This is a genomic window from Amycolatopsis azurea DSM 43854 (assembly GCF_001995215.1).
Lineage (GTDB): Bacteria > Actinomycetota > Actinomycetes > Mycobacteriales > Pseudonocardiaceae > Amycolatopsis > Amycolatopsis azurea.
The window spans coordinates 281665-307130 of the sequence record NZ_MUXN01000024.1 but is presented as its reverse complement, the minus strand read 5'-3'; the positions used below and the strand labels follow the sequence as shown (position 1 = coordinate 307130).

The 25466-nt window shown below is 69.1% G+C and carries 28 protein-coding genes; 14 read left to right on the top strand and 14 right to left on the bottom strand.

Annotation, left to right across the window (positions count from 1 at the left end; translation table 11 throughout):
* Positions 1-26 precede the first annotated feature (26 nt).
* Complete coding sequence (locus B0293_RS31605; RefSeq protein ID WP_005151280.1) at positions 27-2744, top strand: DEAD/DEAH box helicase; 2718 nt, start codon at positions 27-29, stop codon at positions 2742-2744.
* A complete protein-coding gene (locus tag B0293_RS31600) occupies positions 2741-3901 on the top strand; it encodes an SWIM zinc finger family protein (RefSeq protein ID WP_005151283.1) in 1161 nt (386 codons plus the stop codon). Before B0293_RS31605 ends, B0293_RS31600 begins: the two co-directional genes overlap by 4 nt.
* Here B0293_RS31600 and B0293_RS31595 read toward each other — a convergent pair.
* Both B0293_RS31595 and B0293_RS31590 read right to left on the bottom strand, forming a co-directional pair.
* On the bottom strand, positions 3838-4485 hold the full coding sequence (locus tag B0293_RS31595; RefSeq protein WP_039915562.1) for a DUF4865 family protein: 648 nt from the start codon (positions 4483-4485) through the stop codon (positions 3838-3840). The genes B0293_RS31600 and B0293_RS31595 overlap by 64 nt on opposite strands.
* A gap of 10 nt (positions 4486-4495) precedes the next feature.
* The gene (locus tag B0293_RS31590; RefSeq protein WP_005151293.1) at positions 4496-5269 is read right to left on the bottom strand and encodes an AraC family transcriptional regulator; all 774 of its coding nucleotides are present in this window, start codon (positions 5267-5269) and stop codon (positions 4496-4498) included.
* 54 nt (positions 5270-5323) lie between these two features.
* Here B0293_RS31590 and B0293_RS31585 point away from each other — a divergent pair, with 54 nt between their 5' ends.
* Positions 5324-6484 carry a 4-hydroxybenzoate 3-monooxygenase gene (locus B0293_RS31585; protein ID WP_077241440.1) on the top strand — a complete coding sequence of 387 codons (1161 nt, stop codon included), beginning with the start codon at positions 5324-5326 and terminating at the stop codon, positions 6482-6484.
* A gap of 3 nt (positions 6485-6487) precedes the next feature.
* Here B0293_RS31585 and B0293_RS31580 read toward each other — a convergent pair whose 3' ends face one another.
* The 4 genes from B0293_RS31580 to B0293_RS31565 all read right to left on the bottom strand — a co-directional run bounded on the left by B0293_RS31580 (position 6488) and on the right by B0293_RS31565 (position 10804).
* Complete coding sequence (locus tag B0293_RS31580; RefSeq protein ID WP_005151295.1) at positions 6488-6919, bottom strand: hypothetical protein; 432 nt, start codon at positions 6917-6919, stop codon at positions 6488-6490.
* Positions 6920-7066: 147 nt separating this feature from the next.
* The gene (locus B0293_RS31575; protein WP_005151307.1) at positions 7067-8686 is read right to left on the bottom strand and encodes an acyl-CoA dehydrogenase family protein; all 1620 of its coding nucleotides are present in this window, start codon (positions 8684-8686) and stop codon (positions 7067-7069) included.
* Positions 8670-9275, bottom strand: a complete 606-nt coding sequence (locus B0293_RS31570; protein ID WP_005151309.1) for a TetR/AcrR family transcriptional regulator — start codon at positions 9273-9275, stop codon at positions 8670-8672. The genes B0293_RS31575 and B0293_RS31570 overlap by 17 nt, the downstream gene beginning before the upstream one ends.
* 32 nt (positions 9276-9307) lie before the next feature.
* Positions 9308-10804 carry a carboxylesterase/lipase family protein gene (locus B0293_RS31565; RefSeq protein WP_005151311.1) on the bottom strand — a complete coding sequence of 499 codons (1497 nt, stop codon included), beginning with the start codon at positions 10802-10804 and terminating at the stop codon, positions 9308-9310.
* 89 nt (positions 10805-10893) lie between these two features.
* Here B0293_RS31565 and B0293_RS31560 point away from each other — a divergent pair, with 89 nt between their 5' ends.
* Positions 10894-11493, top strand: coding sequence for a TetR/AcrR family transcriptional regulator (locus B0293_RS31560; protein WP_005151314.1), 600 nt, complete (start codon positions 10894-10896; stop codon positions 11491-11493).
* An 11-nt stretch (positions 11494-11504) separates the two neighbouring features.
* Here the strand turns inward: B0293_RS31560 and B0293_RS31555 are convergent, their stop codons facing one another.
* Positions 11505-12083 carry a TetR/AcrR family transcriptional regulator gene (locus B0293_RS31555; protein ID WP_005151316.1) on the bottom strand — a complete coding sequence of 193 codons (579 nt, stop codon included), beginning with the start codon at positions 12081-12083 and terminating at the stop codon, positions 11505-11507.
* Positions 12084-12414: 331 nt separating this feature from the next.
* Here B0293_RS31555 and B0293_RS44405 point away from each other — a divergent pair, with 331 nt between their 5' ends.
* Complete coding sequence (locus B0293_RS44405) at positions 12415-12621, top strand: DUF1772 domain-containing protein (protein WP_005151318.1); 207 nt, start codon at positions 12415-12417, stop codon at positions 12619-12621.
* 16 nt (positions 12622-12637) lie between these two features.
* Here the strand turns inward: B0293_RS44405 and B0293_RS31545 are convergent, their stop codons facing one another.
* Together B0293_RS31545 and B0293_RS31540 are read right to left on the bottom strand one after the other, a co-directional pair.
* Entirely contained in the window at positions 12638-13084 is a 447-nt protein-coding gene (locus B0293_RS31545; RefSeq protein ID WP_005151322.1) for a peroxiredoxin family protein, read from the bottom strand.
* Between the two features lie 38 nt (positions 13085-13122).
* Complete coding sequence (locus B0293_RS31540; protein WP_005151326.1) at positions 13123-13647, bottom strand: RNA polymerase sigma factor; 525 nt, start codon at positions 13645-13647, stop codon at positions 13123-13125.
* Positions 13648-13785: 138 nt separating this feature from the next.
* Here B0293_RS31540 and B0293_RS31535 point away from each other — a divergent pair, with 138 nt between their 5' ends.
* The 4 genes from B0293_RS31535 to B0293_RS31520 are packed head-to-tail and all read left to right on the top strand — an operon-like array spanning position 13786 to position 16478.
* Positions 13786-14301 carry a DinB family protein gene (locus B0293_RS31535; RefSeq protein WP_029715575.1) on the top strand — a complete coding sequence of 172 codons (516 nt, stop codon included), beginning with the start codon at positions 13786-13788 and terminating at the stop codon, positions 14299-14301.
* 2 nt (positions 14302-14303) lie between these two features.
* On the top strand, positions 14304-15071 hold the full coding sequence (locus tag B0293_RS31530; protein WP_005151335.1) for an NAD(P)-binding domain-containing protein: 768 nt from the start codon (positions 14304-14306) through the stop codon (positions 15069-15071).
* On the top strand, positions 15068-15826 hold the full coding sequence (locus B0293_RS31525) for a putative protein N(5)-glutamine methyltransferase (protein ID WP_005151337.1): 759 nt from the start codon (positions 15068-15070) through the stop codon (positions 15824-15826). Before B0293_RS31530 ends, B0293_RS31525 begins: the two co-directional genes overlap by 4 nt.
* 10 nt (positions 15827-15836) lie before the next feature.
* Positions 15837-16478, top strand: a complete 642-nt coding sequence (locus tag B0293_RS31520) for a class I SAM-dependent DNA methyltransferase (RefSeq protein ID WP_005151339.1) — start codon at positions 15837-15839, stop codon at positions 16476-16478.
* 1 nt (position 16479) lies between these two features.
* Here the strand turns inward: B0293_RS31520 and B0293_RS31515 are convergent, their stop codons facing one another.
* The gene (locus B0293_RS31515; RefSeq protein ID WP_039915482.1) at positions 16480-17319 is read right to left on the bottom strand and encodes a class I SAM-dependent methyltransferase; all 840 of its coding nucleotides are present in this window, start codon (positions 17317-17319) and stop codon (positions 16480-16482) included.
* Between the two features lie 49 nt (positions 17320-17368).
* Complete coding sequence (locus B0293_RS31510) at positions 17369-18208, bottom strand: NAD(P)H-binding protein (RefSeq protein ID WP_005151341.1); 840 nt, start codon at positions 18206-18208, stop codon at positions 17369-17371.
* Between the two features lie 92 nt (positions 18209-18300).
* Here B0293_RS31510 and B0293_RS31505 point away from each other — a divergent pair, with 92 nt between their 5' ends.
* Positions 18301-18672 (top strand): winged helix-turn-helix transcriptional regulator, encoded by a 372-nt coding sequence (locus tag B0293_RS31505; RefSeq protein WP_005151343.1) that lies wholly within the window; start codon positions 18301-18303, stop codon positions 18670-18672.
* A 9-nt stretch (positions 18673-18681) separates the two neighbouring features.
* A complete protein-coding gene (locus B0293_RS31500; protein WP_005151346.1) occupies positions 18682-19500 on the top strand; it encodes a class I SAM-dependent methyltransferase in 819 nt (272 codons plus the stop codon).
* Here B0293_RS31500 and B0293_RS31495 read toward each other — a convergent pair whose 3' ends face one another.
* The gene (locus B0293_RS31495; RefSeq protein WP_005151349.1) at positions 19501-20067 is read right to left on the bottom strand and encodes a CGNR zinc finger domain-containing protein; all 567 of its coding nucleotides are present in this window, start codon (positions 20065-20067) and stop codon (positions 19501-19503) included.
* A gap of 82 nt (positions 20068-20149) precedes the next feature.
* Between B0293_RS31495 and B0293_RS31490 the strand changes: the two genes are divergently transcribed.
* Both B0293_RS31490 and B0293_RS31485 read left to right on the top strand, forming a co-directional pair.
* The gene (locus B0293_RS31490; RefSeq protein WP_005151355.1) at positions 20150-21358 is read left to right on the top strand and encodes an epoxide hydrolase family protein; all 1209 of its coding nucleotides are present in this window, start codon (positions 20150-20152) and stop codon (positions 21356-21358) included.
* Between the two features lie 709 nt (positions 21359-22067).
* Positions 22068-23048 (top strand): tyrosine-type recombinase/integrase, encoded by a 981-nt coding sequence (locus B0293_RS31485; RefSeq protein WP_005151357.1) that lies wholly within the window; start codon positions 22068-22070, stop codon positions 23046-23048.
* A gap of 371 nt (positions 23049-23419) precedes the next feature.
* Here B0293_RS31485 and B0293_RS31475 read toward each other — a convergent pair whose 3' ends face one another.
* A complete protein-coding gene (locus B0293_RS31475) occupies positions 23420-23803 on the bottom strand; it encodes a hypothetical protein (RefSeq protein ID WP_005151359.1) in 384 nt (127 codons plus the stop codon).
* Positions 23804-23869: 66 nt separating this feature from the next.
* On the opposite strand from B0293_RS31475, the gene B0293_RS31470 reads away from it, so the two are divergent.
* Entirely contained in the window at positions 23870-24649 is a 780-nt protein-coding gene (locus B0293_RS31470; RefSeq protein ID WP_005151360.1) for a glycerophosphodiester phosphodiesterase, read from the top strand.
* Positions 24650-24709: 60 nt separating this feature from the next.
* Here B0293_RS31470 and B0293_RS31465 read toward each other — a convergent pair whose 3' ends face one another.
* The gene (locus B0293_RS31465) at positions 24710-25384 is read right to left on the bottom strand and encodes a transglycosylase family protein (RefSeq protein ID WP_005151362.1); all 675 of its coding nucleotides are present in this window, start codon (positions 25382-25384) and stop codon (positions 24710-24712) included.
* Positions 25385-25466: the final 82 nt, after the last annotated feature.

Genomic DNA, 25466 nt, shown 5'->3' with positions numbered 1-25466 from the left:
GTACACCGTACAGAGATTGGGGCTGAGTGACGTCTCACGACGGTTTCGGCAGTGTCGTGTTCGAACCGAAGAATCCCCCTCGGACCAGCGGATTCGTCTTCTGGAACGCCGAGGGGAACCAGCCGGGACCCGGGGAGGTGACAGTCGCCCTTCCCGAGATCGCCACGGTGCCCTGCGTCCGGTTGCCGATGGCCGAAGCGCTCCCCGCGCTGCTGCGGCTTCGCGAGAGCGACGATGACTCCGCGCGCTTCTGGAGCGTGGCCACCGAAGCGGCGTTGAAGCTCGCCGAGGCGGGCCGGTTGCTTCCCGGGGTCACGGAGTCCGATGTGGACGCCTGGCGTGCCGGCCCCTTGGAACCCGCCGACGCGGCTTGGCTGCGCGAGCTGTCCGAGGCGATGCCGGCGCGGGCACGGGCGATCCCCGGTGACGGCGATCTGCTTCCCGCGAGGTATCCGTTGCTGCGCGCGTTCCTCGACGCGGTGGCCGACAGCCTGCCCCGCACACCCGCGGCCGCGCAGGCGGCGGGTGTCAAAGCCTTCGCCGCTCCGCCCGCGCACCGCGTCCCGCAGCTGCGGGACTGGGCGGCCGAGGTCGCTGCCGGGCTGGACTCCGGGGTCCGGGTCTCGGTGCGGATCGAGGCACCGGAGGACGACTTCGCGAGCGGCCGCCTCAGCGGGGTCGTCCAGGTTCACAGCCTCGCCGACCCGGGCGTCCTGATCGACGCGGCCGGGCTCTGGTCGGGTGACGACCGGTTCGGCCCGAGGGCCCGGATCGACGTGATGCTGACCTTGCGCCGTGCCGCGCAGCTGTGGCCGCCGCTGGAACCCCTGCTCGGTGCCGCCGTTCCTGATGAAGTCGGGCTCGGCGACGCCGACATCGTCGAGCTGCTCACCACGGCCGCGCCGCTGCTGGCGACGGCGGGTATCGAGGTGCACTGGCCGGCCGATCTCGTCCGCGACCTGAGTGCGAAAGCCGTCGTCGGCGGCGGTGACGCGCCCCCGGCCGACCTTCCGTCGTTCTTCGCCGGCGGCTCGCTGTTGCAGTTCGACTGGCAGCTGGCCCTCGGCGGCGCTCCCCTCACCGCGGCGGAGATGGACGAGCTGGCCGAGGCTCATCGTCCCGTCGTGCGGTTGCGTGATCAGTGGGTGCTGGTGGACCCGGCGCTCGCGGCGAAGGCGCGGGACCGCTCGTTGAAGCCGCTGACCCCGATCGACGCGCTCGGTGCCGCGTTGAGCGGGACGGCGGAGGTCGACGGCGAACGCGTCGACGTCCTCACCGACGGCTGGCTCGCCGCGTTGCGGGAACGGCTGCTCGCGCCACCGGAACCGCAGGCACCGCCCCGCGGACTGGCCGCGACGCTGCGCGACTATCAGCTGCGGGGCCTGCAATGGCTGACGGCGATGACGTCGATCGGGCTCGGTGGCTGCCTCGCCGACGACATGGGACTCGGCAAGACCATCACGCTGATCTCGCTCCATCTGCATCGCGCGGACGGCCCGACGCTGGTCGTCTGCCCGGCGTCGCTGCTGGGCAACTGGGAACGCGAGATCACCCGGTTTGCCCCCGGCGTCCCGGTGCGGCGGTTCCACGGCACGGAGCGCTCGCTCGACGACCTCGGCGACGGCTTCGTGCTCACGACGTACGGCACCTTGCGTGTCGATCCGGAACCGCTGGGCGGGGTCCACTGGGGGCTGCTGGTCGCCGACGAGGCCCAGCACGTCAAGAATCACCGCTCGGGCACGGCGAAGGCGTTGCGGACGCTGTCGTCGTCGGCGCGGGTGGCGTTGACGGGTACCCCGGTGGAGAACAATCTCGCCGAGCTGTGGGCGATCCTGGACTGGACGACGCCGGGGCTGCTCGGCACGATGGCCGACTTCCGCCGGGTGTGGGCGAAACCGGTCGAGTCCGGAAAGGACCCCGACGCGGCGGAGCGGCTGTCCCGGCTGGTCCGCCCGTTCCTGTTGCGTCGTCGCAAATCCGATCCGGGGATCGCTCCGGAGCTGCCGGCCAAGACCGAGACCGACCGTCCGGTGACGCTCACCGCCGAGCAGGCGGCCCTGTACGAGGCGACGGTGCGCGAGCTGATGGCCGAGATCGCGGGCAGCGAGGGCATCGCGCGCCGGGGCCGGATCGTCAAGCTGCTCACCGGGCTCAAGCAGATCTGCAACCACCCGGCGCAGTACCTCAAGGAACCGTCCGAATCGGTGCTGGACGGCCGGTCGGGCAAGCTCGAACTGCTCGACGAGCTGCTGGGCACGATCCTCGCCGAGGACGGCGCGGTGCTGGTGTTCACCCAGTACGTCGCCATGGCGCGGCTGCTGGAGCGGCATCTCGCGCAGCGCGGGATCGGCACGCAGCTGCTGCACGGCGGCACGCCGGTGCCCAAACGCGAGGATCTCGTGCGCCGGTTCCAGGCCGGAGAGGTGCCGGTGTTCCTGCTGTCGCTCAAGGCGGCGGGGACCGGGCTCAACCTGACGCGTGCCGATCACGTCGTGCACTACGACCGCTGGTGGAACCCGGCGGTGGAGGATCAGGCGACCGACCGCGCGTACCGGATCGGGCAGACCAGGCCGGTACAGGTGCACCGGCTCATCGCCGAGGGCACGGTCGAGGACCGGATCGCGGCGATGCTGCGGGAGAAACGCGCGCTCGCCGACGCGGTGCTCGCCGGTGGCGAGGCCGCGCTGACCGAATTGACCGACGAGGAGCTGGCCGATCTGGTCGAGTTGAGGAGCCGCCGATGAGCACGCCCGACGATCGCGTCCGTGGCTTCCCCGCTTTCGGGCGGCAGGGCGGACACGGCCAGTTCGCCCGCTCGTGGTGGGGCCGCTCGTGGATCAACGCCATGGAGGACACCGCGCTGGACCTGCGGCAGCTCAAACAGGGCCGCAAGTACGCCGCGGCGGGCCGGGTTGGTCCGATCACGGTCAGCCCGGGGCGGATCGCCGCCGTGGTCGACGACCAGGAAGGCCAGTACCGCACCGAGGTCCGCCTCGCGGAGCTGACCGGTGACGAATGGGACCGTTTCCTCGACCGGGTCGCCTCCCGGGCCGGTCATCTCGCCGCGCTGCTGGACCGGGACATGCCGCACGACCTCGTCGAGGCCGCCGACGACGCCGGGGTGCATCTGCTGCCCGGGATCGGTGACCTCGACCCGGACTGCGACTGCCCCGGCTGGGAACTGCCGTGCCGTCACGCGGCGGCGCTGTCGTTCCAGGCGTCGTGGCTGCTCGACGCGGATCCCTTCGTGCTGTTGCTGATGCGGGGTATGGGGGAGCGGGAACTCCTCGACGAGTTGCAGCGGCGCAACGCGCCTCGGTTCGTGCGCACCGGGGACGACGGTGTCACGGCCGAGCGGGCCTACGCCGACGAGCCGGGCCCGTTGCCGGACCTCGCCGCGTTCGCGCCCACCGGAGGCCCGACGGTGCCGGAAGCGCCCGGCATCCCGGCGGAGACCTTCGCTCTGCTGGTCGCCAACGCGGGTCAGGCAGCCACCGCGCTGCTGACGTCGCAGCCGAAGCTGACCCGCAAGCAGGACGCCGTCCGCCTCGCCGCCACGTGTCCGGACACGGCGGATCGCCTGCGTCCGGACGGGAACGGTGAGGACTTCGACCGCGCGGTGCTCGCCTGGCGGCATGGTGGCCGGTCCGGTCTCGAGGTCCTGGAGTCCGCGTGGACCCCGCCGTCACAGGCGATGGGCCGGGCGCGGGCCGCCTTCGCCGAGGTGGTGGACGATCCCGGTGAGGGCGTGGACGTCGAACGCAACCGGTGCACCGTCCACGGCTCGGATGTGCAGGTGCGGCTGGGCAAGGACGGGCTCTGGTACCCGTACCGGGATCAGTGGCCCGCCGGTCCGCCCGAAGCCGACCCCGGTGCGTTGTTCGCCGCGCTGCTGGGCTGATCCCACTGCCGTCCTCGCCGCAGCTTCTCCAGGTGCGGCGAGGACAGGTGGAGGATCCGGTAGCGGACCTCGTCCGATTCCGGGGCCTCACCGGTCCACAGGCTGTAGCGCACCACCTGCCAGGTCCGAGGGTCGACGGCCAGCGCGCCCGAATGCGCCCCGTCCTGCCGCAGGTGCTCGTGGAGCCCGTCGAGGGCCTCGCCCAGGAACGCGACCGGGTCGGCCTCGGCGGGGATCGAGACGACGTGCTTTCCCGCCGCGACAGGGTGGGCGCCGAACGCGGGCCCTTCCTCGAACCCGAGCACGGTCCAGTGCTGCACGGCGGGGCGCCCGAACGACTCGACGATGCCGCTGAACGGGCCGCCGAACAGGAAGGTGTTCATCCCGGCCTCGTCGTGCCACAGGTAGAAGGGCGAGTACTGGTTCAGCGTCGAGCCGTCGACGCCGCGTTCACGGATCCCGTACACCTTCAGCCCCAGGCCGCCGAAGTCGTCGAGCAGATGTCCGCGCGTGGCGACGCGTTCGCGGATGATGCCCATGTCGTAGTCGGCGGGGAGGGTGATCTCGTACTGCATCGCATGCATGCCGTACATACTAGTAGGTACAGAGCTGGGTGTGTCTCAAACCAGCCTGGTAGCGGCCTGGGGTTTCCCCGACGACGGCGACGAAGGCCTCGATGAAGCTGGTGGGGTTCGCCCAGCCCAGCCGGGACGACACGGTGGTCACGGCGTGCCCGTCGCCGAGCAGGACGAGGGCGTGCTGGACGCGGAGCATGCTGCGCCACTGCCGGAAGCTCACGCCGAGTTCGTCCTGGAACAGCCTGCTGAGCACACGCTCGCTGGCACCGGCGCTTCGCCCGAGTTCGCGCAACGTCGCCGAACTCGACGGGTCGGCGTGCAGCAGTGAGGTCACCGCGCGCAGCCGGTCGTCGGCGGGCTCGGGCAGGTAGAGCTCCTGCGGTGAGGCGTCGGTGAGTTCGTCGATGATCAGCCCGCGCAGCCGGTGACGCGGCCCGGTACCGCGAGCGCGCCCGTCACTGAGCGCCAGAAGCACCTCGCGCAGCAGGGGTGTCACGGCGAAGACCGACGGCAGGGCGGGCAGGAACCGGCACAGCCTGACGGGCAGGTCGATACGCCTGACCTCGGTCTCGCCATACGCCCGATGGGAGTGCTCGAACCCCGGCGGCGTCCAGGTGATCCGGTTCGCCGGTGCGACCAAGGTCCCCCGCTCGGTGGTGGTCGCGAGCGCGCCCGAGGACGGATAGAGCAGCTGACCCCGGACATGGGAATGCGGGCCGACCAGCTGTCCGTGGGTCAACGATCCCCGGCCCGTGTCACCGGGAGGCTGGCCGTGGCGGAATTCGAGCATAATGCGTCAGGATACCGGTACTAGGACGCCTCGACCTGCGTGAAACTCGAAGGCATGTCCACAGTGAAAGAGCACAAGCCAGTCGTGATCGTGGGGGCCGGGGTGTCCGGACTCGCCCTCGGCAACTTCCTGCTGCGCGAGGGGATCGACTGTGTCGTCCTCGAACGGCGCGACCGCGACCACGTCGAGCGACGTCAGCGCGCCGGAGTCATCGACACCCGGGCCACCCGCGCGTTCCGGAAACGGGGCCTCGAAGATCGCGTCGTCGGCGGGGCTCCCGTCCAAGCCGGCCTCGGCTTCCGGCTCGATGGCCGGGACCGGTGGCTGGAACTCGCCGTCGAGGAACAACTCGAGGGCCGGTTCTGTCCGCAGCAGGTTCTCGTCCGGAATCTCATCACCGTGTTCGAACAGGACGGGGGCGATCTGCGGTTCGGTGCCGAAGTGGCGGTGGAGGACATCGACCGTCCCCGCGTCCGGCTCGGTGACGGGTCGATCATCGAAGGGGACTTCATCGCCGGATGCGACGGCAGCCACGGCGCGACCCGGGCCGCTGTCCCCGAGGACCGGATCACCCACCATTCCCACGAGTACGGCTACGCGTGGCTGGTCGTCCTCGCCGAGGTGCCCGCCGTCCGCCCGACGTTGCTGGCGATCCACCAGCGGGGCTTCGCGGCCCAGTTCGGGCGGGGACCCACGGCGAGCCGGTTCTACCTCCAGTGCCCGCTCGGCGACACCGCCGAGGATTGGCCGGACGAGCGAATCTGGAGTGAACTCGAAACCCGCTTCGGCGAACCGATCGCCACGAGGGGCCCGATCGTCGAGAAGCAACCGATGCCGCTGCGGGGCGAAGTGCTCAGCCCGATGAGCCACGGCGGGCTCCATCTGCTCGGCGACGCCGCGCACATCGTCCCGCCGGCGAGCGCGAAAGGCATGAACCTCGCCCTGTACGACGCCGACGCCCTCGCCGACGCGCTCGTCCACTACTACAGGAAGGACGACCCGAGCCTGCTCGACGCCTACTCCGATACCCGCCTGCGCGAGGTGTGGAACTACCAGGCTTTCGCGACGTGGTTCACCGACACCGTCCACGACGCCGGGGACGCGACCTATCGCGGGGAGTTCCGCCATCGGGTGGCACGCGCGGATTTCGAGCGGCTGTTCATCTCCGGCACGGCGAACCGGTTGCTCGGCGAGTTCATCGCCGGCTTGAACTGATCGCTATTTCTTGCTGAGCCGGATGATCCCTTCGGCGCCTTGCACCGCGACGATGACGATCAGCTGCCGGTTGATCTGATGGACCATCCCCGGGGGCCCGGACACCGCCCCGCCCATCCCGCCCGAGGCCGGGGCGAGCCCTACCTTCCCGGCCTGGACCGTGACCGAGAGCGGACCGGCTCCGCCGTCGTTGGGGATCTGGTCGCCGGTCCGCACCAGCACCTCGCACTCCCCGTCGGCGCAGGCCTTCAGATCCTGTCCGTCCGCCGAGGTGAACGGCGCGCCGGACGGGGCCGCCGCCTCCATCATCGGCATGTTCTCCGCGGTCGGTTTCGCACTCGCCGCCGCGAAGATCGGGGTCGGCTGGGTTGACGCGCAACCGGCGGCGAGCAGAGCCAGGGGAAGCAGGATCAGGCATCTTCGGCGATCGACCATGACCGACGAAACTAGCCGACCCGCGGGGCCTTGGATGCACCCGAATTCCGCAATCCTGCGGCTGTTCGCAGTGCCCGGAGCCGGTCCGGCCGGGGTAACCGGCCGGACCGGCGCACCACGTGGTCGGCCGAGTACTGAGTGTCCCGCTCAGACTTCCGCGCGGGCGATGATCGCCCGAGTGTCCACACCGGACGGAAGCGTCCCGAACGCGACACCCCAGTCGCCGCCCAGCCGCGACGCGCAGAACGCGTCGGCCACCGCGGGCGTCCCGTGCCGCACGAGCAGCGAGCCCTGGAGCACCAGCGCCATCGATTCGACCAGCCGCCGCGCCCGGTACTCGATATCGGACAGATCGGCCAGCTCCTTGCGCAGCCGTCCCGTCGCGTCGTCCAGCCGGGCGTCGGCACCGGCCGCCTGCTCGACCTCCGAGAAGTACGCCGCCACCGACTCCGGCTGTTTGGCCATCGCCCGCAACGCGTCCAGCGCGGCGACGTTGCCCGAGCCCTCCCAGATCGACATGAGCGGGGCCTCGCGGTAGAGCCGCGGCATCCCCGACTCCTCGACGTACCCGTTTCCGCCCAGGCATTCCAGTGCCTCGACCGCGTGCGATGGGCCGCGTTTGCACACCCAGTACTTCGTCACCGCCAGCCCCAGCCGCCGGAACGCCTGTTCCTGCTCGTCATCGGGCCGGTCGGTGGCCGCTGCCAGCCGCATCCCGACCGTCGTCGCCGCCTCGGATTCGACGACGAGGTCCGCCAGCACGTTGCCCATCAGCGGCTGATCGACCAGATCCGCGCCGAACGCGCGACGGTGCCGCGCGTGGTGGATGGCCCGTACTGCGCCGTACCTCATTCCCGAGGCGCTGCCGACGGCGCAGTCCAGCCGGGTGTTGTTCACCATCTCGATGATGGTGCGCACCCCGCGGCCCTCCTCGCCGATCAGCCAGCCGATCGCGTCGTCGTACTCGATCTCCGACGACGCGTTGGACCGGTTGCCGAGCTTGTCCTTCAGCCGCTGCAACCGGATCCCATTGCGGGAGCCGTCCGGCAGGACACGGGGGAGCAGGAAGCACGACAGGCCGCCGGGCGCCTGCGCCAGCGTCAGGAACATGTCCGACATCGGCGCCGAGGTGAACCATTTGTGCCCGACGATCACGTAGCTGCCGTCACCGAGCGGCCGTGCCGTGGTCGTGTTCGCGCGGACGTCGGAGCCGCCCTGCTTCTCCGTCATCGACATCCCGGCGATCAGCCCGCGCTTAGAGCCGGGCTCCCGCAACCCGAAGTCGTACTCCGTCGCCGCCAGCAGCGGCTCGTACCGTTCGGCCAGCTCGGGATTGAACCGCAGGGCCGGAACCGCCGCGTAGGTCATCGAAATCGGGCAGGTGTGGCCGGCGTCGACCTGACCCCAGACGTACATCTTCGCCGCCCGTGCCGCGTGTGCGCCGGGCCGGGAGTCCCGCCACGGCGTCGCGTGCAGCCCGTAGGACACCGCGACGTCCATCAGCTCGTGCCAGTACGGGTGGAACTCGACCTCGTCGATCCGGTTCCCGACCCGGTCGTGTGTCCGCAGCACCGGCTCGTTCTCGTTGACCAGCCTGCCCCACTCCTGGGCCTGCTCGCTGCCGGCCAGCCTGCCGAGCGCGTGCAGTTCGGCCACCGCCCAGCCGGCGTCGGCACGCTCCAGGCCTTCCAGCAGGGCCGGATCGGCGGCGACGTCGTAGTCCGCCAGCGGCGGCACCTGGTTGGTGACCTCATGAGTGACCGGCATCGGAACCTCCCAAAGAACGCAGGACGAAAGTGCGCAGCCCGGACACCTCGTCCGCACTGCCGGTGGTCAACGGGCCGATCAGGACCTCGGCCGCCGCGCCGACGAGCGCGGCGGCGGTGACCTCGGCGTCCTGGGCGGGGAACACCCCGGAGCGGACGCCGTCGGCGACGTGCTGGGCGACGATGTCGCGGAACGCGCGCCGGTACACCAGCCGCTCGGCTTCGATCGGCGCGTCGACGGGCTCGGCCAGCAGGGCGTAGGCCATCCGCGGGGTCTTCAGTGCCCGGCTCGCGAAGGTGTCGAAGACGGCCACGACCCGCTCGGCCGGTGTGCCGGGCAGCTCCGACACCGCGCGGACCGCCTCGACCTCACGCGTGACGACCTTCCGGAACAACTCCACGACCAGCGCGGCCTTGGTGGGGAAGTGGCGGTACACGCTCCCGACGGCGATTCCGGCGCGCTCCGCGACCGCCGACACCGAACAGCCCGCGTACCCACGTTCGGCCAGCTGCTCGATGGCGGCGGCGAGGACGGCGTCACGCTGGGCGTCGAGGCGCTCCTGGACCTTCGGTGTTCGGCGGTACGGCACTCAAGAAGTGAAGCACCGATTCACACCTTCAGTCAACGCGCGGAGAGATCGAAGGGGACGGGGTCGCGGCCTTCCCAGATCTGGCGGGATGCCCGTTCGGGGTAGGGCAGGGTCTTCGACTCGGTGTCCAGGACTCGGGTGAGGTGCTCGCCGGGCCGGTGGGCGGACCAGCCCGCGTCGCCGGTGGTGACGAAGCGGACCCATGTCTCCTGGAGCTCGCGGGAGAGCGCGACGGCCTCGGGAGTGGGCTCCTCGCCGATGAGCTGGGTGCCGACGGGGCTGTCCAGCGTGCCGAACGCCAGGGGCACGTCGAGGCTGTGGCAGGCGCCCAGGATGCCGCCGAGGGCCGGGGCGACCCAGCACAGTTCGAACAGGTAGGAGGTGCCCCCGGCTGAGGCGTTCGCCTCGGCCAGCTTCTGTGACGGCATGCGGAAGAGGGCGTCGGAGTACACCGTCTCCACCAGCTCCTCCGGGCCCGCCTGCGGGAACGCGGCACGGTAGGCCCGCGGGCCGTCCGGCGGCGGGGCGTGCAGTTCCAGGGCTGCGCGGGCGTCTTCCTCGGTGAAGGTGCCGTACCGTCCGCTCACGACGCTGAAGTACCGGAATTCGTCCCGGGTGTGGCCCACGAGCAGTTCGGTCCCGCTCGCTCGCGCGCCGGTCAGCGCGGGCCAGGGCGTTTCCGGGAGAACCACGCCGTCGACGACGGGACACAGTGCGGTGCCGGTCTCGGTGAGGCGCCCCCAGCTCTCCCGGTGCGCGTGGAGGCCGGCGTTGAAGGAGGTGAGCTCGGCCGCCAGGCGCCATGGGTCGATGTCGCGCAGCGCCTCGGCGGTGGGGGCAGCCGCGCCGAGCCGGTCCGCGAACGCGGCGGTGACCTGCCGTGCCAGCGCGGGGGTGCTGTGCAGCCCCGGCACCGAATGGGCGATGGCCCGCCGGAACAGTCCGCGCGCGGACTTCATCGTCAGCAGGGCGGCGACCGAGCCCGCCCCGGCGGACACCCCGCCCACGGTGACCCGGCCGGGGTCGCCTCCGAAGGCGGCGATGTTGCGCTGTACCCACTCCAGCGCCGCGCTCTGGTCGAGGAATCCGCGGTTGGGCGGCACGTCGTCGAGGAACGCGAATCCCTCCGCGCCCACGCGGCAGTTGATGGTCACCACGACGACCCCCGCCTCGGCCAGCGTCGCCGGGTCGTACATCGGGTCGCTCGACGCCGCCGAGAGGTAGCCGCCCACGGGGATCCACACCAGCACCGGCAGTCCCGCCGCGCCGGGGTCCGGGGTGCCGACGTTGAGCGTCAGCCAGTCGGCGCCTTGCGGGGTCACGTCGATCGGCAGGGACAGCGGCACCACGGGGCCGAACTCGACCGTCTGCCTCGTCCCCTCCCAGCGATGTGGCGGCGCGGGAGCGGCGAAGCGGAGCGCTCCGACCGGGGGCTGGGCGTAGGGGATGCCGCGGAACACCGCGTGCCCCTGCCGCCAGAGCCCCTGCACCACGCCTTCCGTGGTCCGCACCTTTGGCTGTTCGGGCATGACGATTCCCTCTCTCGAGTGGCCTCCAGATTATGGGTCAGGTGTATTATGTCAACTGTATTGGAAAAGTGATCGGGGAAGGGCCGGCGATGCCGAAACAGGTGGATCACCGTGGACGCCGCGAAGCGATCACCCGCGCACTGTGGCGGGTGGTGGAGCAGCGCGGCGTCACACAGCTGACGATGCGCGTGGTGGCCCAGGAGGCAGGCATGTCACTCGGGCAGCTGCAGCACTACTTCGCCTCCCGGACCGACATGCTCTCCTTCGCCATGGATTTCGCGTCCGAGCAGACCTCGGCGCGCGTACGTCAGGGGCTCGAAAAGCTCGGTGACCGTCCGCACCCCCGTGACGTGCTGCGACTGACGCTCGCGGAAATGCTCCCCCTGCATGCCGACGCCCGCGCGACCAGCCGGATGAGCGCCGCCTACGTCCTGGAGGCACTGCACGACGAGACCGTGCACGAGCAGGCCCGCCGCGGCCTCGTCCAAGGGCGGACCCTTGTCGAGCAGTTGGTCCGCCAGGCGATCGCCGACGGGTACATCGACTCCGGCCACGACCCGGAGACCGAGACCAACCTGCTCCTCGCCCTCACCGGCTTCACCTCCCTGATCGAACTCGACGTGATCGAGCCCCAGGACGCGCTCGCCGCGATCGACGTGCATCTGGACCGGTTGTTCAGGAGCACGTGACCTGCCCCGCGTCAGAGCACGGCGAGCCGGTCCACCAGCAGCTCCACTCTCTGCTCGGCGAACTCCCGTGGCAGTCGTCGCTCCCGGGTCAGGGTGGCCAGCCCGTGCAGGGACGCCCAGAACAGCTCGGTGAACACTCCCGGATGGATGTCGTCCCCGGCGACCTCGCCGAGGCACTCCAGCAGTGCCGCGAACGCGTCCTTCAACGGCTCCGGCGTGTCCTCCTGCGCGAACGCCAGACCGCCGTCGAGCTGGAAGATGGCGTCGTAGACCGCCGGATTGCGCTCCGCGAACTCGAGGTAGGCGCCGGCGAGAGCGGTGACCCGGGCACGAGGACCCTCCACGGCGGAAGTGGCGGCCCGCAGTGCCACCGCCAGCTCGGCCGAGCCCTCGAGGGCGACGGCGCCGATGATCTCGCGCTTGCCGCGGAAATGGCTGTAGAGGACGGGCTGACTGTAGTCGATGCGCTCGGCGAGGCGGCGGGTGGTGACCGCGTCCCAGCCTTGCTGCTCGGCGAGTTCACGGGCCGTGGCCACGATGAGGCGCTCGCGTTCCGCCCGTTCGCGCTGCTTGCGTTCCTGTACCGACATGAAGGAGATCCTAGCACCGCTAGACAAGCGAGCGGCAGTAGTACTAGCGTTGCAACATCAGCTAGCAACACTAGTTTCTGGAGGGGCATCGTGTTCAGCGCACTCGCTGTCAGCACCATCGTGGTCGTCGGCGTGATGGTGGGGGTGGAGTTCTCCGTCGCCTTCGTCATGAACCCGATCTTCGACGGGCTTCCCGAGGACAGCGGTCAGCTCGGCCGTGCCCACGGGGGCCGGATGCTCGGCGCGGTCATGCCGTTCTGGTACATCGGCTCGCTCGTCCTGAGCGTGGCCTGGGCCATCGCCGGATGGGACCGACCGGGCACCGGCCCTCGTGGTCATCGCCGCCGCGCTGCTGATCGTCAGCGTGATCATGTCGATCCTGCTGCTCGTCCCGATCAACAACCGGGGCAAGACCTGGACCCCGGAGAACCGCCCGGAGGACTGGAAGGAGCAGATGAACCGCTGGAACCGTTTCCACTACGTCCGCGTCGCCGTCATCATCGCCGCCTTCGCCCTGCTGGCCGCCGCCCTCGTCTGAACTCCTTCTTCTGAAGCTAGAGCGCCGCCACGGCCTCGGCGATCCCCTTCTTGTCGTACGCGCCGGTGGGCATGGTCGAGGCATGCGCGTGGCGGACCACCCCGTCCCGGTCGATCAGCACGCTGCCCGACTGCTGCAACATCTTCTTCGCCAGCCCGAAGGCCTCGTGCGGAGTGCCGTTCCGCCCGGTGACCACCCGAAGCGACAACCCGCGCTTCGCCCGCCACGCCGCGGCTTCGGCCCGGCCCTCGGGGACGGCGATGAGAACGCGCACGCCGGCGGCGGCCAGCTCCTCGGTCCGCCGTGCGAGGTCCTTCACGTGACCGGTGCAGACAGGGCACGTGGTCGAGCGCATGAAATAGAGCAGCACGTGCTCCGTGCCGCGGTAGTCGGAGAGCCGGACCACCTCACCGGCGGTGTCCTCCAGCGCAAGGTCAAGGGCAGTGGATCCGATTTCGAGCATGACAACTCCTCAAGAGATAAGGCGGGAAATGGGGGGGATTACGGAAGCAGCGTCTGGCGGACGGTCGCCCGCGCCCGGTGCAGCCGGGACTTCATCGCCGCGGTGCTCAGACCGAGCGCGTCCGCGACCGACCGGCCCGGATGGCCCTGGATGTCCCGCATGATCAGGACGCGACGCTGATCAGCGGGCAGCTCGGCGATCGCGGCGGCCACTCGACGAGCCTCCAGCCGCTCCAAGGCGTCGTCCTCCGCCGAGACCACCGCGCCGGATTCCGCCAGGTCATCGCCGCGCAACGCCCGCCGAGCCCGGCGGAGACACTCGTTGCGCACGATCCGGAACATCCACGACGCGAGCGCCCCGGTCGCCCGCAAGGTGCCGATCTTGCGGTACAGGATGATCAGCGCCTCCTGCGCGGAATCCTCCGCGTCCTCCGGCGACGCGCACAACGAGCGCGCGAAACGCTGCACATGCGGATGGGAACCCGAGACCAGGGCGGCGATGGCGTCCGTGTCACCGCCCTGCGCGGCCGCGACCAAAGACTCCTTGGGCCACTCGGACTCCACGACAACCTCCTCTCACGCCGGGCTTGTCCCGACCCCTACTAGAGCCGCCGGCCCCGCGAAAGGATTCAGCCCGGCACGTGACCCCGCTCACGTCCTGCCCGCCACGAGCCCACATCACCCGATGGCATGATCGCCGTCATGACATGGACCGCCCCCGAGGTGACCCGTCCGTCCGGCGACACCGCCGCCGACGAACGCGTTCTTCTTCCCTCGTTGCTGAACTGGCACCGCAGCACCTTCCTCCACAAACTCGCCGGACTCACCGGAGAACAGCTCGCCCAGGCGTCGGTCCCGCCCTCGAACCTCACCCTCCTCGGCCTCGTCCGGCACCTCGCCAAGGTCGAACGCTTCTGGTTCCGCCTGCGCTACGCCGGACAGGACATCGGCCCCCTCTACGACCCCGCCCTCGGCAAGGACCACGACTTCGAATCCCTCGACGCCGAGCAAGCCGAAAAAGCCTACGACGTCCTCCTCGAAGAGATCCGGCTCGCCGACGAAGCCGCCGCCGGAGGGTCCCTCGACGACACCTTCGACCTCGGCGACGCCCCGTTCTCCCTGCGCATGCTCTACATCCACATGATCGGCGAGTACGCCCGCCACAACGGCCACGCCGACCTCATCCGCGAACGCGTCGACGGCCACACAGGAGCTTGACCATGGAATACGGATTCATCGGCGCCGGTGAGATCACCGCCGCCATCGTCGAAGGCCTCAGCAAGGACATCGCCGACCCGCCCTCGATCTTCCTCTCACCCCGCAGTCGCAGCGTCGGACAGGAACTCTCGGCCCGCTTCGCCAACGTCGAGGTCCGCGACAGCAACCAAGCCGTCGTCGACAGCGCGACGACGATCGTCCTCGCCGTCCGCCCGCCGATCGCCCAGGAAGTCCTCCAGGGCCTCACCTTCAGCCCGGACCACGTGCTGATCAGCGCCCTGGCCGGCGTCCCCCTCGACCAACTGCGCGACTGGGCCGCTCCCGCCCGCGAGGTCGTCCGGAGCATCCCGCTGCCCCCGGCCGCCCGCCGTCAGAGCCTCACCGCCATGTACCCCGACAACGCCGAAGCCCGAGCCCTCTTCGACAGCATCGGCGGCAGCGTCGTCCCCGCCGCCGAGAAGGACCTCGACATCTTCAGCGGCGCCACGGCCACCTTCGCCGCCCATCTCGACTACCTCGGCACCATCGCGGCCTGGATGACCGACCAGGGCATCGAGGACACCACGGCAACCGCCTTCACCAGCCACATCTTCGGACAGCTCGGCCACTCCCTGGTCGAGCGGAGCGGCTCCCTCGAAACCCTCACCGGCAAGCACATGACCCCCGGCGGGCTCAACGAACAATTCCTCACCGACCTGCGCACCAACGGCGTCCCCGACACCGTCCGCCAGGCCCTCGACGGAGTCCTCGCCAGGCTGCGCGACCAGTGACCGTCGTCGCCAGACTCAGGGCGGCCGGGTGCGTCTTCGCCGAAGACGAAGCCCGGCTGCTCACCGCCGAAGCCCGCACACCAGCCGAACTCGACACGATGGTCCGGCGCCGCGTCGACGGCGAACCACTCGAAGTCATCCTCGGCTGGGCCGGATTCCACGGCCTCCGCATCACCGTCGAACCCGGCGTCTTCGTGCCACGCCAACGCTCCGAACTCCTCGTCCGGCATGCCCTCACCCTCACCGGACCGGGAGCGGTCGTCCTCGACCTCTGCTGCGGCACTGGCGCGCTCGGCGCCGCCATCGCCACCGAACTCCCCGGAATCCGGCTCTACGCGGCCGACATCGAACCCGCCGCCGTCCGCTGCGCCCGGGTCAACGTCGCCGACGCCGGGGGAGAGGTCTTCGAAGGCGACCTCTTCGAGCCCCTTCCCCAGTCGCTGAGAGGCCGCGTCGACCTCCTCGTCGTCAACGCCCCCTACGTCCCCACCGACGCCATCGCGATGATGCCGCCCGAAGCGCGCGACCACGAACCCCGCGTCGCCCTCGACGGCGGACACGACGGCGTCGAGGTCCACCGCCGCGTCGCCGCCGAAGCTCCCCAGTGGCTCGCTCCCGGCGGTCACCTGCTTATCGAAACCGGCGAAACTCAATCGTCGAATACCGCGGAAGCCATGGCGCACAACGGTTTGACGCCCGAAGTGATCACCGACGACGACCTGTACGCGACGATTGTTGTCGGAGCCCGTCGCTAGGGTGCCCGCCGTGACCGACTACCTCGACATCACCCGCACCGCTTACAACACCGTCGCGGCCGACTACGCCGAAGCCCTCCGCGACCACCTCGCCGGATCCACCTGGGACAGGGCCATGCTCGGCGCGTACGCCGAACTCGTCCAGGCCGCCGGTGGCGGACGCGTCGCCGAAATCGGCTGCGGCCCCGGCCGTATCACCGATTACCTCCACGGACTCGGGCTCGACATCCGCGGCATCGACCTCTCCCCGGAGATGGTCGCCGTCGCCCGGAAGTGGTACCCGCACCTGGACTTCGAAATCGGGGAGATGCCCGGTTTGTCCATTCAGGACGGTGCGCTGACCGGCGTCGTCGCGTGGTACTCGATCATCCACACGCCGCGGGAACGACTGCCGGAGATCTTCGCCGACTTCCACCGCATCCTCGCCCCGGGCGGCCACCTGATGGTGGCGTTCCAAGTCGGGGACGAAGTGCGCCACATCGAGCACGCGTACGGGCACGACATCACCTGCGACGCCTACCGGCTCTCGCCGGAGAAGATCGCCGAACAGCTCGAGAAAGCGGGATTCAGCATGCTCTCCTCCCTCGTCCGCGAGCCGTCGGAGGAGTTCGAGAACACCCCGCAGGCCTACCTGATCGCCCGCAAGCCCTAGGTCAAGGACGCCGGGCCTCGACGAGCCAGGCCGCCGAACCGTAGAAAACGCCTCGGTCGGTCTGGTGCTCGGCGAGGTCGGCACGCAACGCCGCGACAGCCTTCGCACGAGTGGCCTCGTCCAGGTCGCTCAACCGCCCGCCGTGCTGCTCGATGACGAAATCGGCCGCGTCATCGACGTCCTGCCCGAAGTACATCGGCTTGTTCACGGCGGTGCACCGGAAGTCGGTGTACCCGGCGGAGGTCAGCAGCGCTTCGGTTTCCTCCGGATCGCTGAGCGCGAGATTCGCCGACGGAACCTCCCGCCCGGCCGCGATGATCGTGCGGAACGTGGTGATCCACTCGTTGAGCCGCAACGGCTGCCACGTCAGCAGCACGAGACGGCCCCCTGGCCGGGTCGCCCTCACCAGATTGGCGAACGCGGCCAGGGGAGTACCGAAGAACATCGACCCGTGACGGCTGATCACCACGTCGAAACCCGCCTCGGGAAACGCATGGACCTGAGCGTCCACCTGCTCGAACGAGACGTTGGGGACGCCTTCCTCCCCGGCGAGACGCCGGGCGAGGCCGAGCATCTCCCCGGACAGGTCGACACCCAGTGCGGACCCCGCGGTGGCCAGCCGTGCCGCGTCCCGCGTCGTCTGACCGGCTCCGCAGCCGACATCGAGGACACGGTCTCCCGGCTGGATGCCCGCCGCGGAGAAAAAGGTGTCGCGGTACGCGGCGACACCGTCGTTGAACCGCTCCGCACGCTTCGCCCACAACGCGCCGTCGTCGCCGTTCCACGCCTTCAACATGCGTTCATTGGACGGATCGACACGCACAACGGTGCTCTCGGACATTTCGGTGACCCCCAGGCTCGATTTCCACCGATGACCATAGCGCCACCCGTCAGCGGAACGCGGCGACGTTCCGAGCAGCCCAATCAGCGAACGACCGCGGCGCGCGACCGAGCACCCGCTCCACATCCGGACTCACCCGCAACTCGGCCGGAGTCGGCGAGCTCAAGATGTCCAATGTGTCATCTGCCAGCTCCGCCGGCATGCTCCGCACCATCCCCGCCTTCGCCTCGGCCCGGGTCAGCTCGTGAAAACGCACCGGCGAGCCCAAAACCCCGGCCAGAGCCGCAGCCTGCTCGCGCGGCGTGATCACCGCCGGACCGGTCAGCTCGTACACCTCACCGAGATGCCGATCGTCCAGCAGACAGGCGGCCGCGACCTCCCCGATGTCCGCCGGATCGATGATCGGTACCCCGGTGTCACCGAACGGCGCGGCGACCTCCTGCCGTGAACGCACGGACTCCGCCCACCACAAGGCATTGGAGGCGAAACCACCCGGCCGCAGAATCGCCCAGTCCACACCGGACTCCCGCACCACGTCCTCCAGCGCGCGCATCGCGATCCGCGTCGTGCCGAACGGCCTGGTCGCCACACCGAGCGTGGAAAGCAGGACGACCCGGCGGACCCCGCTCGCCACCGCCTGGCCGATGATGTCGGCCGGGTTGGCTCCGGTGGCGTGCAGATCACCGGAGAGCAACAGGAACAACGCCTTCGCCCCCGCCAGCGCGGGCTCGAGCCCGGCCGGATCCGCCAGATCGGCCACCACATGCCGCCCGCCGTCCGGCGCCGCCGCGGCGTGCCTCGACACCGTCGTCACCTGCTCGCCCGCCTCGACCAACGCCTCGGTCAACGGCCGGCCGATGTTCCCGGTAGCCCCGGTCACCACGATCATGAACAACTCCTTCGTCCGATGTCCTCTGTGATCAGGACGCTAGGACTCAGGCTTACTTCTGGTAAGTACATACCTGGAGGTAAGCTCCTGACATGGCTGGAGGCTCGCAGATCACCCAGGGCGACACCGAGACGCGGTATGAGGTGTTTCACACCGGCTGCGCCGCCCGTGACGTGGTCGACCACATCACCAGCCGCTGGGGCATCTGGGTACTGATCTCCTTGCAGAGCAACGATCTCCGCTTCTTCGAACTCCGCGAGAGCATCCAAGGCATCAGCGAGAAGATGCTCGCCCAATCACTACGCGCCCTGGTCCAGGACGGCCTGATCTGGCGGAAGGTCGAGCCCACCACGCCACCCCAGGTCACCTACGGGCTGACCGAGTTCGGCCGGGACGTCGGCGAGCCACTGGGGGAGCTGTTCGACCGGATCACCCAACGGCTCGGATCACGCGAAGACCAATGACGGGGGACCATGACCACGGCGGCCCAAGAGGCTTTCCTGCGCGAATTCCACGCCCGGAACCCGGCGGCGACGTCGGGCATGATGAGCCAGGGCCGCACACCCGACGGGCGGTCGAGCTACGAAATCCTCAAAGATCACGTCTCAGGACACGTCCGGGTACTCGACCTCGGCTGCGGTGACGGCTTCCTCCTCGACCTCCTCGCCAAGGCCGGCCACCAGGTCGCCGGAGTCGACCTCTCAAGCGCCGACCTGGCACTCGCGCGTCAGCGACCCTCCCTCCACAACGTGCCTCTGACGACAGGACGGGCACAGGAACTGCCTTTCCCCGACGGAGGCTTCGACGCGTGCGTCTCCCACATGGCCTTCATGCTGATGCCCGACATCGACCAGGTCGCCGCGGAAGTGGCCCGGGTCCTGGCCCCTGGTGGGCGGCTGGCGCTGATCCTCAGCAGCGGCCGAGCGGGCGGAAGCGGAAGCTACGAACTGTTCCAGAAACTGATCCGTCCGGCACTCGACGCCGCCCCGCCCGACCAGCGGATTCCTTCTCTGGGCGACAACTGGACCCTGCACCAGGACGGCATCAACGAGATTCTCGTCCCCGCCGGCTTCTCACCCGTCGTGTGGGGGACCGAACCCATCGACCTCGGCGGCACCGCGGAGCAGGTGTGGTCACGCCTCTCGCTGATCTACAACTTCATGCCACTCGACCCCGCGGTCGTACGGTCGCTCGAAGCGGAATTCCTGACACAGGCAGCGGAAATGACCGACGCCGACGGCAGGATCCCCTGCACGATGAACGTCCACGTCGCCGCCACGGAACGCTCCTGATCAGCTGGATTTCTTGCGCTGATTGGCGTTGAAACGCGCCTTCTTCTCACGATTCCCGCAGGTACCCATGTCGCACCATTTGCGCGTGCGGCTCTGGCTGGTGTCGAAGAAGGCGGCCTGACACGTCGGTGACGCGCACAAGGCCAGCTTTCCGTCCCGCTCGCCGGAGATGATGCTGATCGCGTCGGCGGCGATCACGCCGAGGGCGTCTTCCACGCGGGACGCCGAACTCAGTCGCCACTCACGAGTGCTCTCGGGCGTCAGGACAGCCGCGGCCCGCCCCTGGATGCTGCGGTCATTGATGATCTGGACAGCGGACGCCGGGGGAGCGTCGTCGATCGCGGCCGCGGTCGCCACGACGTGAATCGCTTCCCTCAGCTCCCGAGCCAGGTCGAGCTGAGCCGAGGTGCAGGAGTCCACCGCGAGACCGCTCACCACAAGCCAGTCGACGAGCCGCCGCGGCGTGGGTATGCGCTCCAACGCCTCGCCACGGCGCTCCGTCAGCGTCGCCGTGAAGCTGGTCGCCAGCACGGTACCGAGGCGGAAGTCAGGAAACCCAGCAGACATGGAACCACCTTAGCCGGTTGCAACTCGACCTGACGACGTGTTAGAACCGTCTTAGCCGGTTCAGCAATGGTCAGGAGGTCACATGCCTCGCTCAACCAGCGACGTGCAAGCATTCGAAGCCCACGCAACCGACGCCGAACTCGACGATCTGCGCGCACGCCTGACCGCGGCGCGACTACCGGAACCCGAGACGGTCTACCGCCCCGGACCCGACCCGCGCCGATGGGACCAGGGCGTCCCGCTCGCCGACCTCATCGACGTCGTGAACTACTGGCGCACCGAGTACGACTGGCGGCCGTTCGAAGAGCGCCTCAACCGCATCGGACAGTTCCACACGACCATCGACGGCCTGGGAATCCACTTCCTGCACCGCCGATCCACGCGCGCCGACGCCACTCCGCTGATCCTGACGCACGGCTGGCCAGGCAGCGTCGCCGAATTCATCGACGTCGCGGACGAGCTGGCAGATCCCGAACACTCGGACATTCCGGCGTTCCATGTCGTGATTCCGTCATTGCCGGGATTCGGCTACAGCGACAAACCGGCCACCACCGGATGGGGAACCGAAAAGATCGCGGCCGCATGGGTGGAACTGATGGGAAGGCTCGGCTACGACAAGTTCGTGGCACACGGGGGAGACTGGGGAGGCAACATCACCACGGTCCTCGCCGGCAGGTTCCCGGAGCACGTCCTCGGCATCCACACGACCTTCGCGGAGGGACTGCCCGGACTGACGACGGAAGGACTGACCGCGGACGAGCGCAGGTGGACCGAGGAAACCCACGACTTCTGGCACCACCGCGCGGCCTACGCGAAGCAGCAGGCGACCCGACCCCAGACCATCGGCTACTCGCTCGTCGACTCACCGGTCGGGCTTCTCGCCTGGATCCTCGACAAGTTCGCCGAATGGACCGACACCGAAGACAGCCCGTTCGAGACCATGTCCAGGGACAGGATTCTCGACGACGTCACCCTGTACTGGCTGACGCGAACTGGTGCGTCGTCGGCCCGCATCTACTACGAAAGCCACAACTCGCTGGACCCCGAACTCCGGGTCGACGTCCCGGCGGCGATCACCGTGTACCCCTACGACATCGAGAAGTACCCGCGCCCGTGGGCACAGCAGCGATACCGGCAGATCGTCCGATGGAGGTCGCCCGAAGCCGGGGGACACTTCCCGTCGCTGGAGGTTCCCGAGTACTTCGTCAAGGACCTGCAAGAGGGTCTCGCGGCAGTCCTGTCTACGTCCAGTGGGCCAGCCAAGCATCCAACGCCGGTCCGGGCGGGTTGAGCCGACGAGCCCGGTCGACACGTCCTGCCATCGCTCTGGTGGCCATGCGTTCGTGGAGTCACAGGGACGGGTCCGCGAGTTAGTCGTCGGGGACGTGGACGTGGCGGTTGCCCTGTGGACTGCCGAGAGCCGGGGAGCGCCGAGATCCCGACTACTTGACATAATGTACATTATCGGCACTTTGACTGACCTGGATAACGAGGGCCGAGAGGGGTCTCCGGCGCGCGGCCGAAGGGGTCTTTCATCGCATGTCACGCAGGGAAAGCTCCCTTCGCCGGGTCGGACGCGGGCATCGCTCCCTTCAGTCCTCCCTGGACTTGCCCCAGGGCGACCTCCCGAGATACCCCAGGGCACCCCCAGGAGACACGAAACGGATGTCCGATCACCCAGCCTCAATACGTCACTGTGACGAATTAACCTAGACATCCAAGACACTGAAGATCAACGGAGGCGTCTGGCCGGGCCCAAATCGTCGACGAGGCTCGCCAGTCAGTCGACTCGATGCCTCGAAGTCGCCCAGGTAGAGCCCGGAAGCCATCGAAGGTCGTCAGGGCGAAAAACCGTCAGAAGTAACCCATCAGGGCGCCCCGGAGGCTGACGAGCGGACCGAGATCCCCCGCGAGGAGATTCCGGACCCATCACTCCGTTTCATGCATAATCACTATTATGCATGAAACAGAATATAACCCAGTGTAAGACTGTCGGTGCCATGCGGTACAAGATGCTCATGAGGGTTTCCGAGGCTCAGCAAGCCTTTTTCGCCGCACGTCGTCCCCGTAAGGATTCTCCTCACACCACCGACGCGTACCGCCGCGACCTCGCCGGCATCACCGTTCTCCTGCTCCGCGAGCTGGACCGCTCCCCTGACGAACTCACTGTCGAGATGCTCACCGCCCAAGCGCTCCGCAACGCTTTCGGCGCCTTCGCGGACACCCACGCCAAGAGCTCCGTCCTGCGGGCTTGGTCGACCTGGAACCAGTTCCTCACCTTCTGCGTGTCCGACGGGCTGCTCGCGGGCAACCCGATGGGCGCGGTCGCGAGGCCGAAGGCGCCGCCGTTGACGCCGAAACCGTTGCGGGGCGAAGAAACTCCGGAGCAGTTGCTCGCGGCCGCCGCGGACGGTTCGCGTCGGACGCGGGATCCGTGGCCGGAGCGGGACGTCCTGGTGATCGCGCTCGGGCTGGTCGCCGGACTGCGGGCCGCCGAGATGCGAGCACTGACGGCGCGATCACTGGTCGGCCGTCAGGGTGAGATGCGCTTGCACGTCCACGGCAAAGGAAGCCGTGACCGGTCGATTCCCGTGCAGCCGATCATGGAGAAGATCATCGAGGAGTATCTGGCCTCCTGCCGCCGTCGCTTTCCCCAGCAGCGTTTCGGCCCTTCCACTCCCCTCCTTCGGGATCGGGCGGGTGAGCCGATCGGCCGCGGCGCGCTGGAGTACCTGGTCAAGTCCTGCTACCGGTGGGCGGGCCTGCACGACCGCGTGCCGGTCGGGGCGAATCTTCACGCGTTGCGGCACACGTTCGCGACACGGCTGGCCGAAGACGGCGCGACGGCGTCGGAGATCATGGCCCTGCTGGGGCACGCGAGCCTGGCGACCAGCCAGAACTACATCGAGGCGACGGGACGGGAGCAGCGGGCGGCGGCCGCGAGCAACCGGACGTACCGGGCGTTGGACGGGATCGTGTAGGCAGTGTCGTGAAGTGATCGCCAGCAACCGGCTCCAGACAGCCGAGATGACCGTTGCTCGGCCGGTTCAATCACCGGCCGCGTCAGGAGCGCCTCGATCTCGGCGATCGCCTGAGCGTTGCCCCGGTAGTGGGCTCCGTGGATACCGACCGCGCGGGCAGCGGCGATGTTGGGCTCCATATCGTCGAGGAAGATCATCTCCTCGGGGCGGACCTTGAACCCGTACGCGGCCTGCTCCCCCTCCACGAGACCGCGCCTGACCTACCACCGCCTGTGGACCCCAAGGTCAGGCGCGATCTCCAGGACGTCGCCGATGTCGAACACCGCCACGCGAATCGCCATGATCGCCACCGTCCTACGCTCCCCGCAGAGTCAGCGGAGCTGTTCGAGGTCCTTGGCCGCCTGGGCGATCTCGCCGGCGAGGCTCCGGAGTTCGGCGATGGAGGCCCCGTCGTCGGCCGCGGTGACGACGTCTTCGGCGGCGCAGCGCAGCTGGAAGAGCCTGTCCTGCAGCGTGGCGATCTCGGTGTCGGAGAGGACGACGGCGTCTTCCGGGAGACCGCTGCGCTGGACGGCGGTGCGGCGTTCGTAGGCTCGCTGGCGGCAGGATTGCCCGCAGTAGCGGCGGCGCCTGCCGACGTTGCCGCCCTGTTCGATCCGTCGGCCGCACCATCCGCAGTGCTTGGGTGCTCCGGCGCGGCGCAGCTCGGACACCTCTTCGGCGGATGTCTTCAGGTGTTCGGCCACTTCCCTCACGGACCAGACCCTAGCTGGCCATCGAACGCTCATGCCGGGGCCACGACGGAAGTGCACACTAGTGGGGTGCCGACACTGTTTCCGTACCTCGCCGACCCGCTCCCCCGTGCTTTCGCCCATCGGGGCTGGCACCTCGGTGACCTGGAAGGACTGGAGAACTCGTTGCCGGCCTTCCGGCAGGCGGTGACGGAGGGTTACCGCTACCTGGAGACGGACGTGCACGCGACGTCGGACGGTGTGGTGGTCGTGCATCACGACGCGTCGCTGGACCGGACGACCGACGGTGCGGGGTTGATCTCCCGTCAGACGTGGGCGCAGCTGAAGGCCGTCAAGGTCGGGGGCCGGGCGCCGTTGTCGAGGCTGGAGGACGTCCTCGAGGAGTTGCCGGAGGCGCGGTTCAACATCGATGTGAAGTCGAACCATGCGGTGGCGCCCTTCGTGCGGGCGATCGAGCGGACCGGTGCGCATGATCGGGTCGCGGCGGCGTCGTTCTCCGACGCGCGGTTGGCGCGGATCCGGAAGCTGGCCGGGCCGAAGCTGGTGACGGCGATGGGGCCGCGTTCGGTGGCGGTGATGTGGGCGAACGGGTTTCTGCCGCTGGTGTCGTTGCGGGCGTTGTCGCGGGGTGTGATGGCGCAGGTGCCGGTGCGGCAGGGGCGGTTGAAGGTGGTGGACCGGGCGTTCCTGCGGCAGGCGACGCGTGGGGGTTTCGAGGTGCACACGTGGACGGTGGACGATCCGGCGGAGATGCGGACGCTGCTGGATCTGGGGGTGCACGGGATCGTGACGGATCGGCCGGACCTGCTGCGTGAGGTGCTGCGCGAGCGGGGTGCTTGGCCTTCGTGATTCTCGCGTTTAGTCCTCTGAATGCGGTGTGAGCGCGTTCAGAGGACTAAACGCGGGTGGTCACCGGGGTGGTTTGCCGTTCCAGGCGGCGTCCCAGGTCTTGGGTCCGAGGCGGCCTGAGTCGTTGATGCCGTTGGCGCGCTGGAGGGCGAGGACGGCTTCGCGGGTCTTGTCGTAGTAGCAGCCGGTTCCGGTGAAGCCGTAGCCGAAGGCGTTCATCCGCAGTTGGAACTGCTTGAGCGGTGCGGCGCAGTCTCCGTAGGCGTAGACGACGCCGGGCCAGTCGGGTTTGGGGCCGCCGGGAGGTGCGGGCGGGGTGGGCTTCGGCTTGGGCGGAGGCGGCGGTGCGGGTTGTCCTCCCCCGCCGATGTAGGCGGAGTCCTCATAGGACGGGACGCGTTTGCTGCGGCCGTCGCCGTCGTTGCGGAAGCCGAGTTTGCCGGCGCATTCCCAGGGTTGCCAGCCGCGCATGCGGTAGAGGTAGAGGGCCCGGTAGTCCTGTTCGCGGGGGCTGGCCTGGTCGGGGCGTCCCTGGCCGCCGACGCTGCGCCAGGTGGGCAGGTCGAACTGGTAGGCGCCGTAGTAGCCGTTGCCGGTGTTGATGTTGTAGCGCCCGCTCGATTCACACATGCGGAGCTTGGCCCAGTGGGAGCCGTGGGGATCCGCGGCGGCGGATCCGGTGGTGGCGATCTGCAGGCCCGTCACGGCGAGGGCGAGCAGGAGCGTTCTCGCCACTACGCGGTGTGCTGTGCGAAGGCGATGGGTCCTCATGAGCGGAACAGTAAATAACGGACACTTGCTTCACAAGAGTCACAGC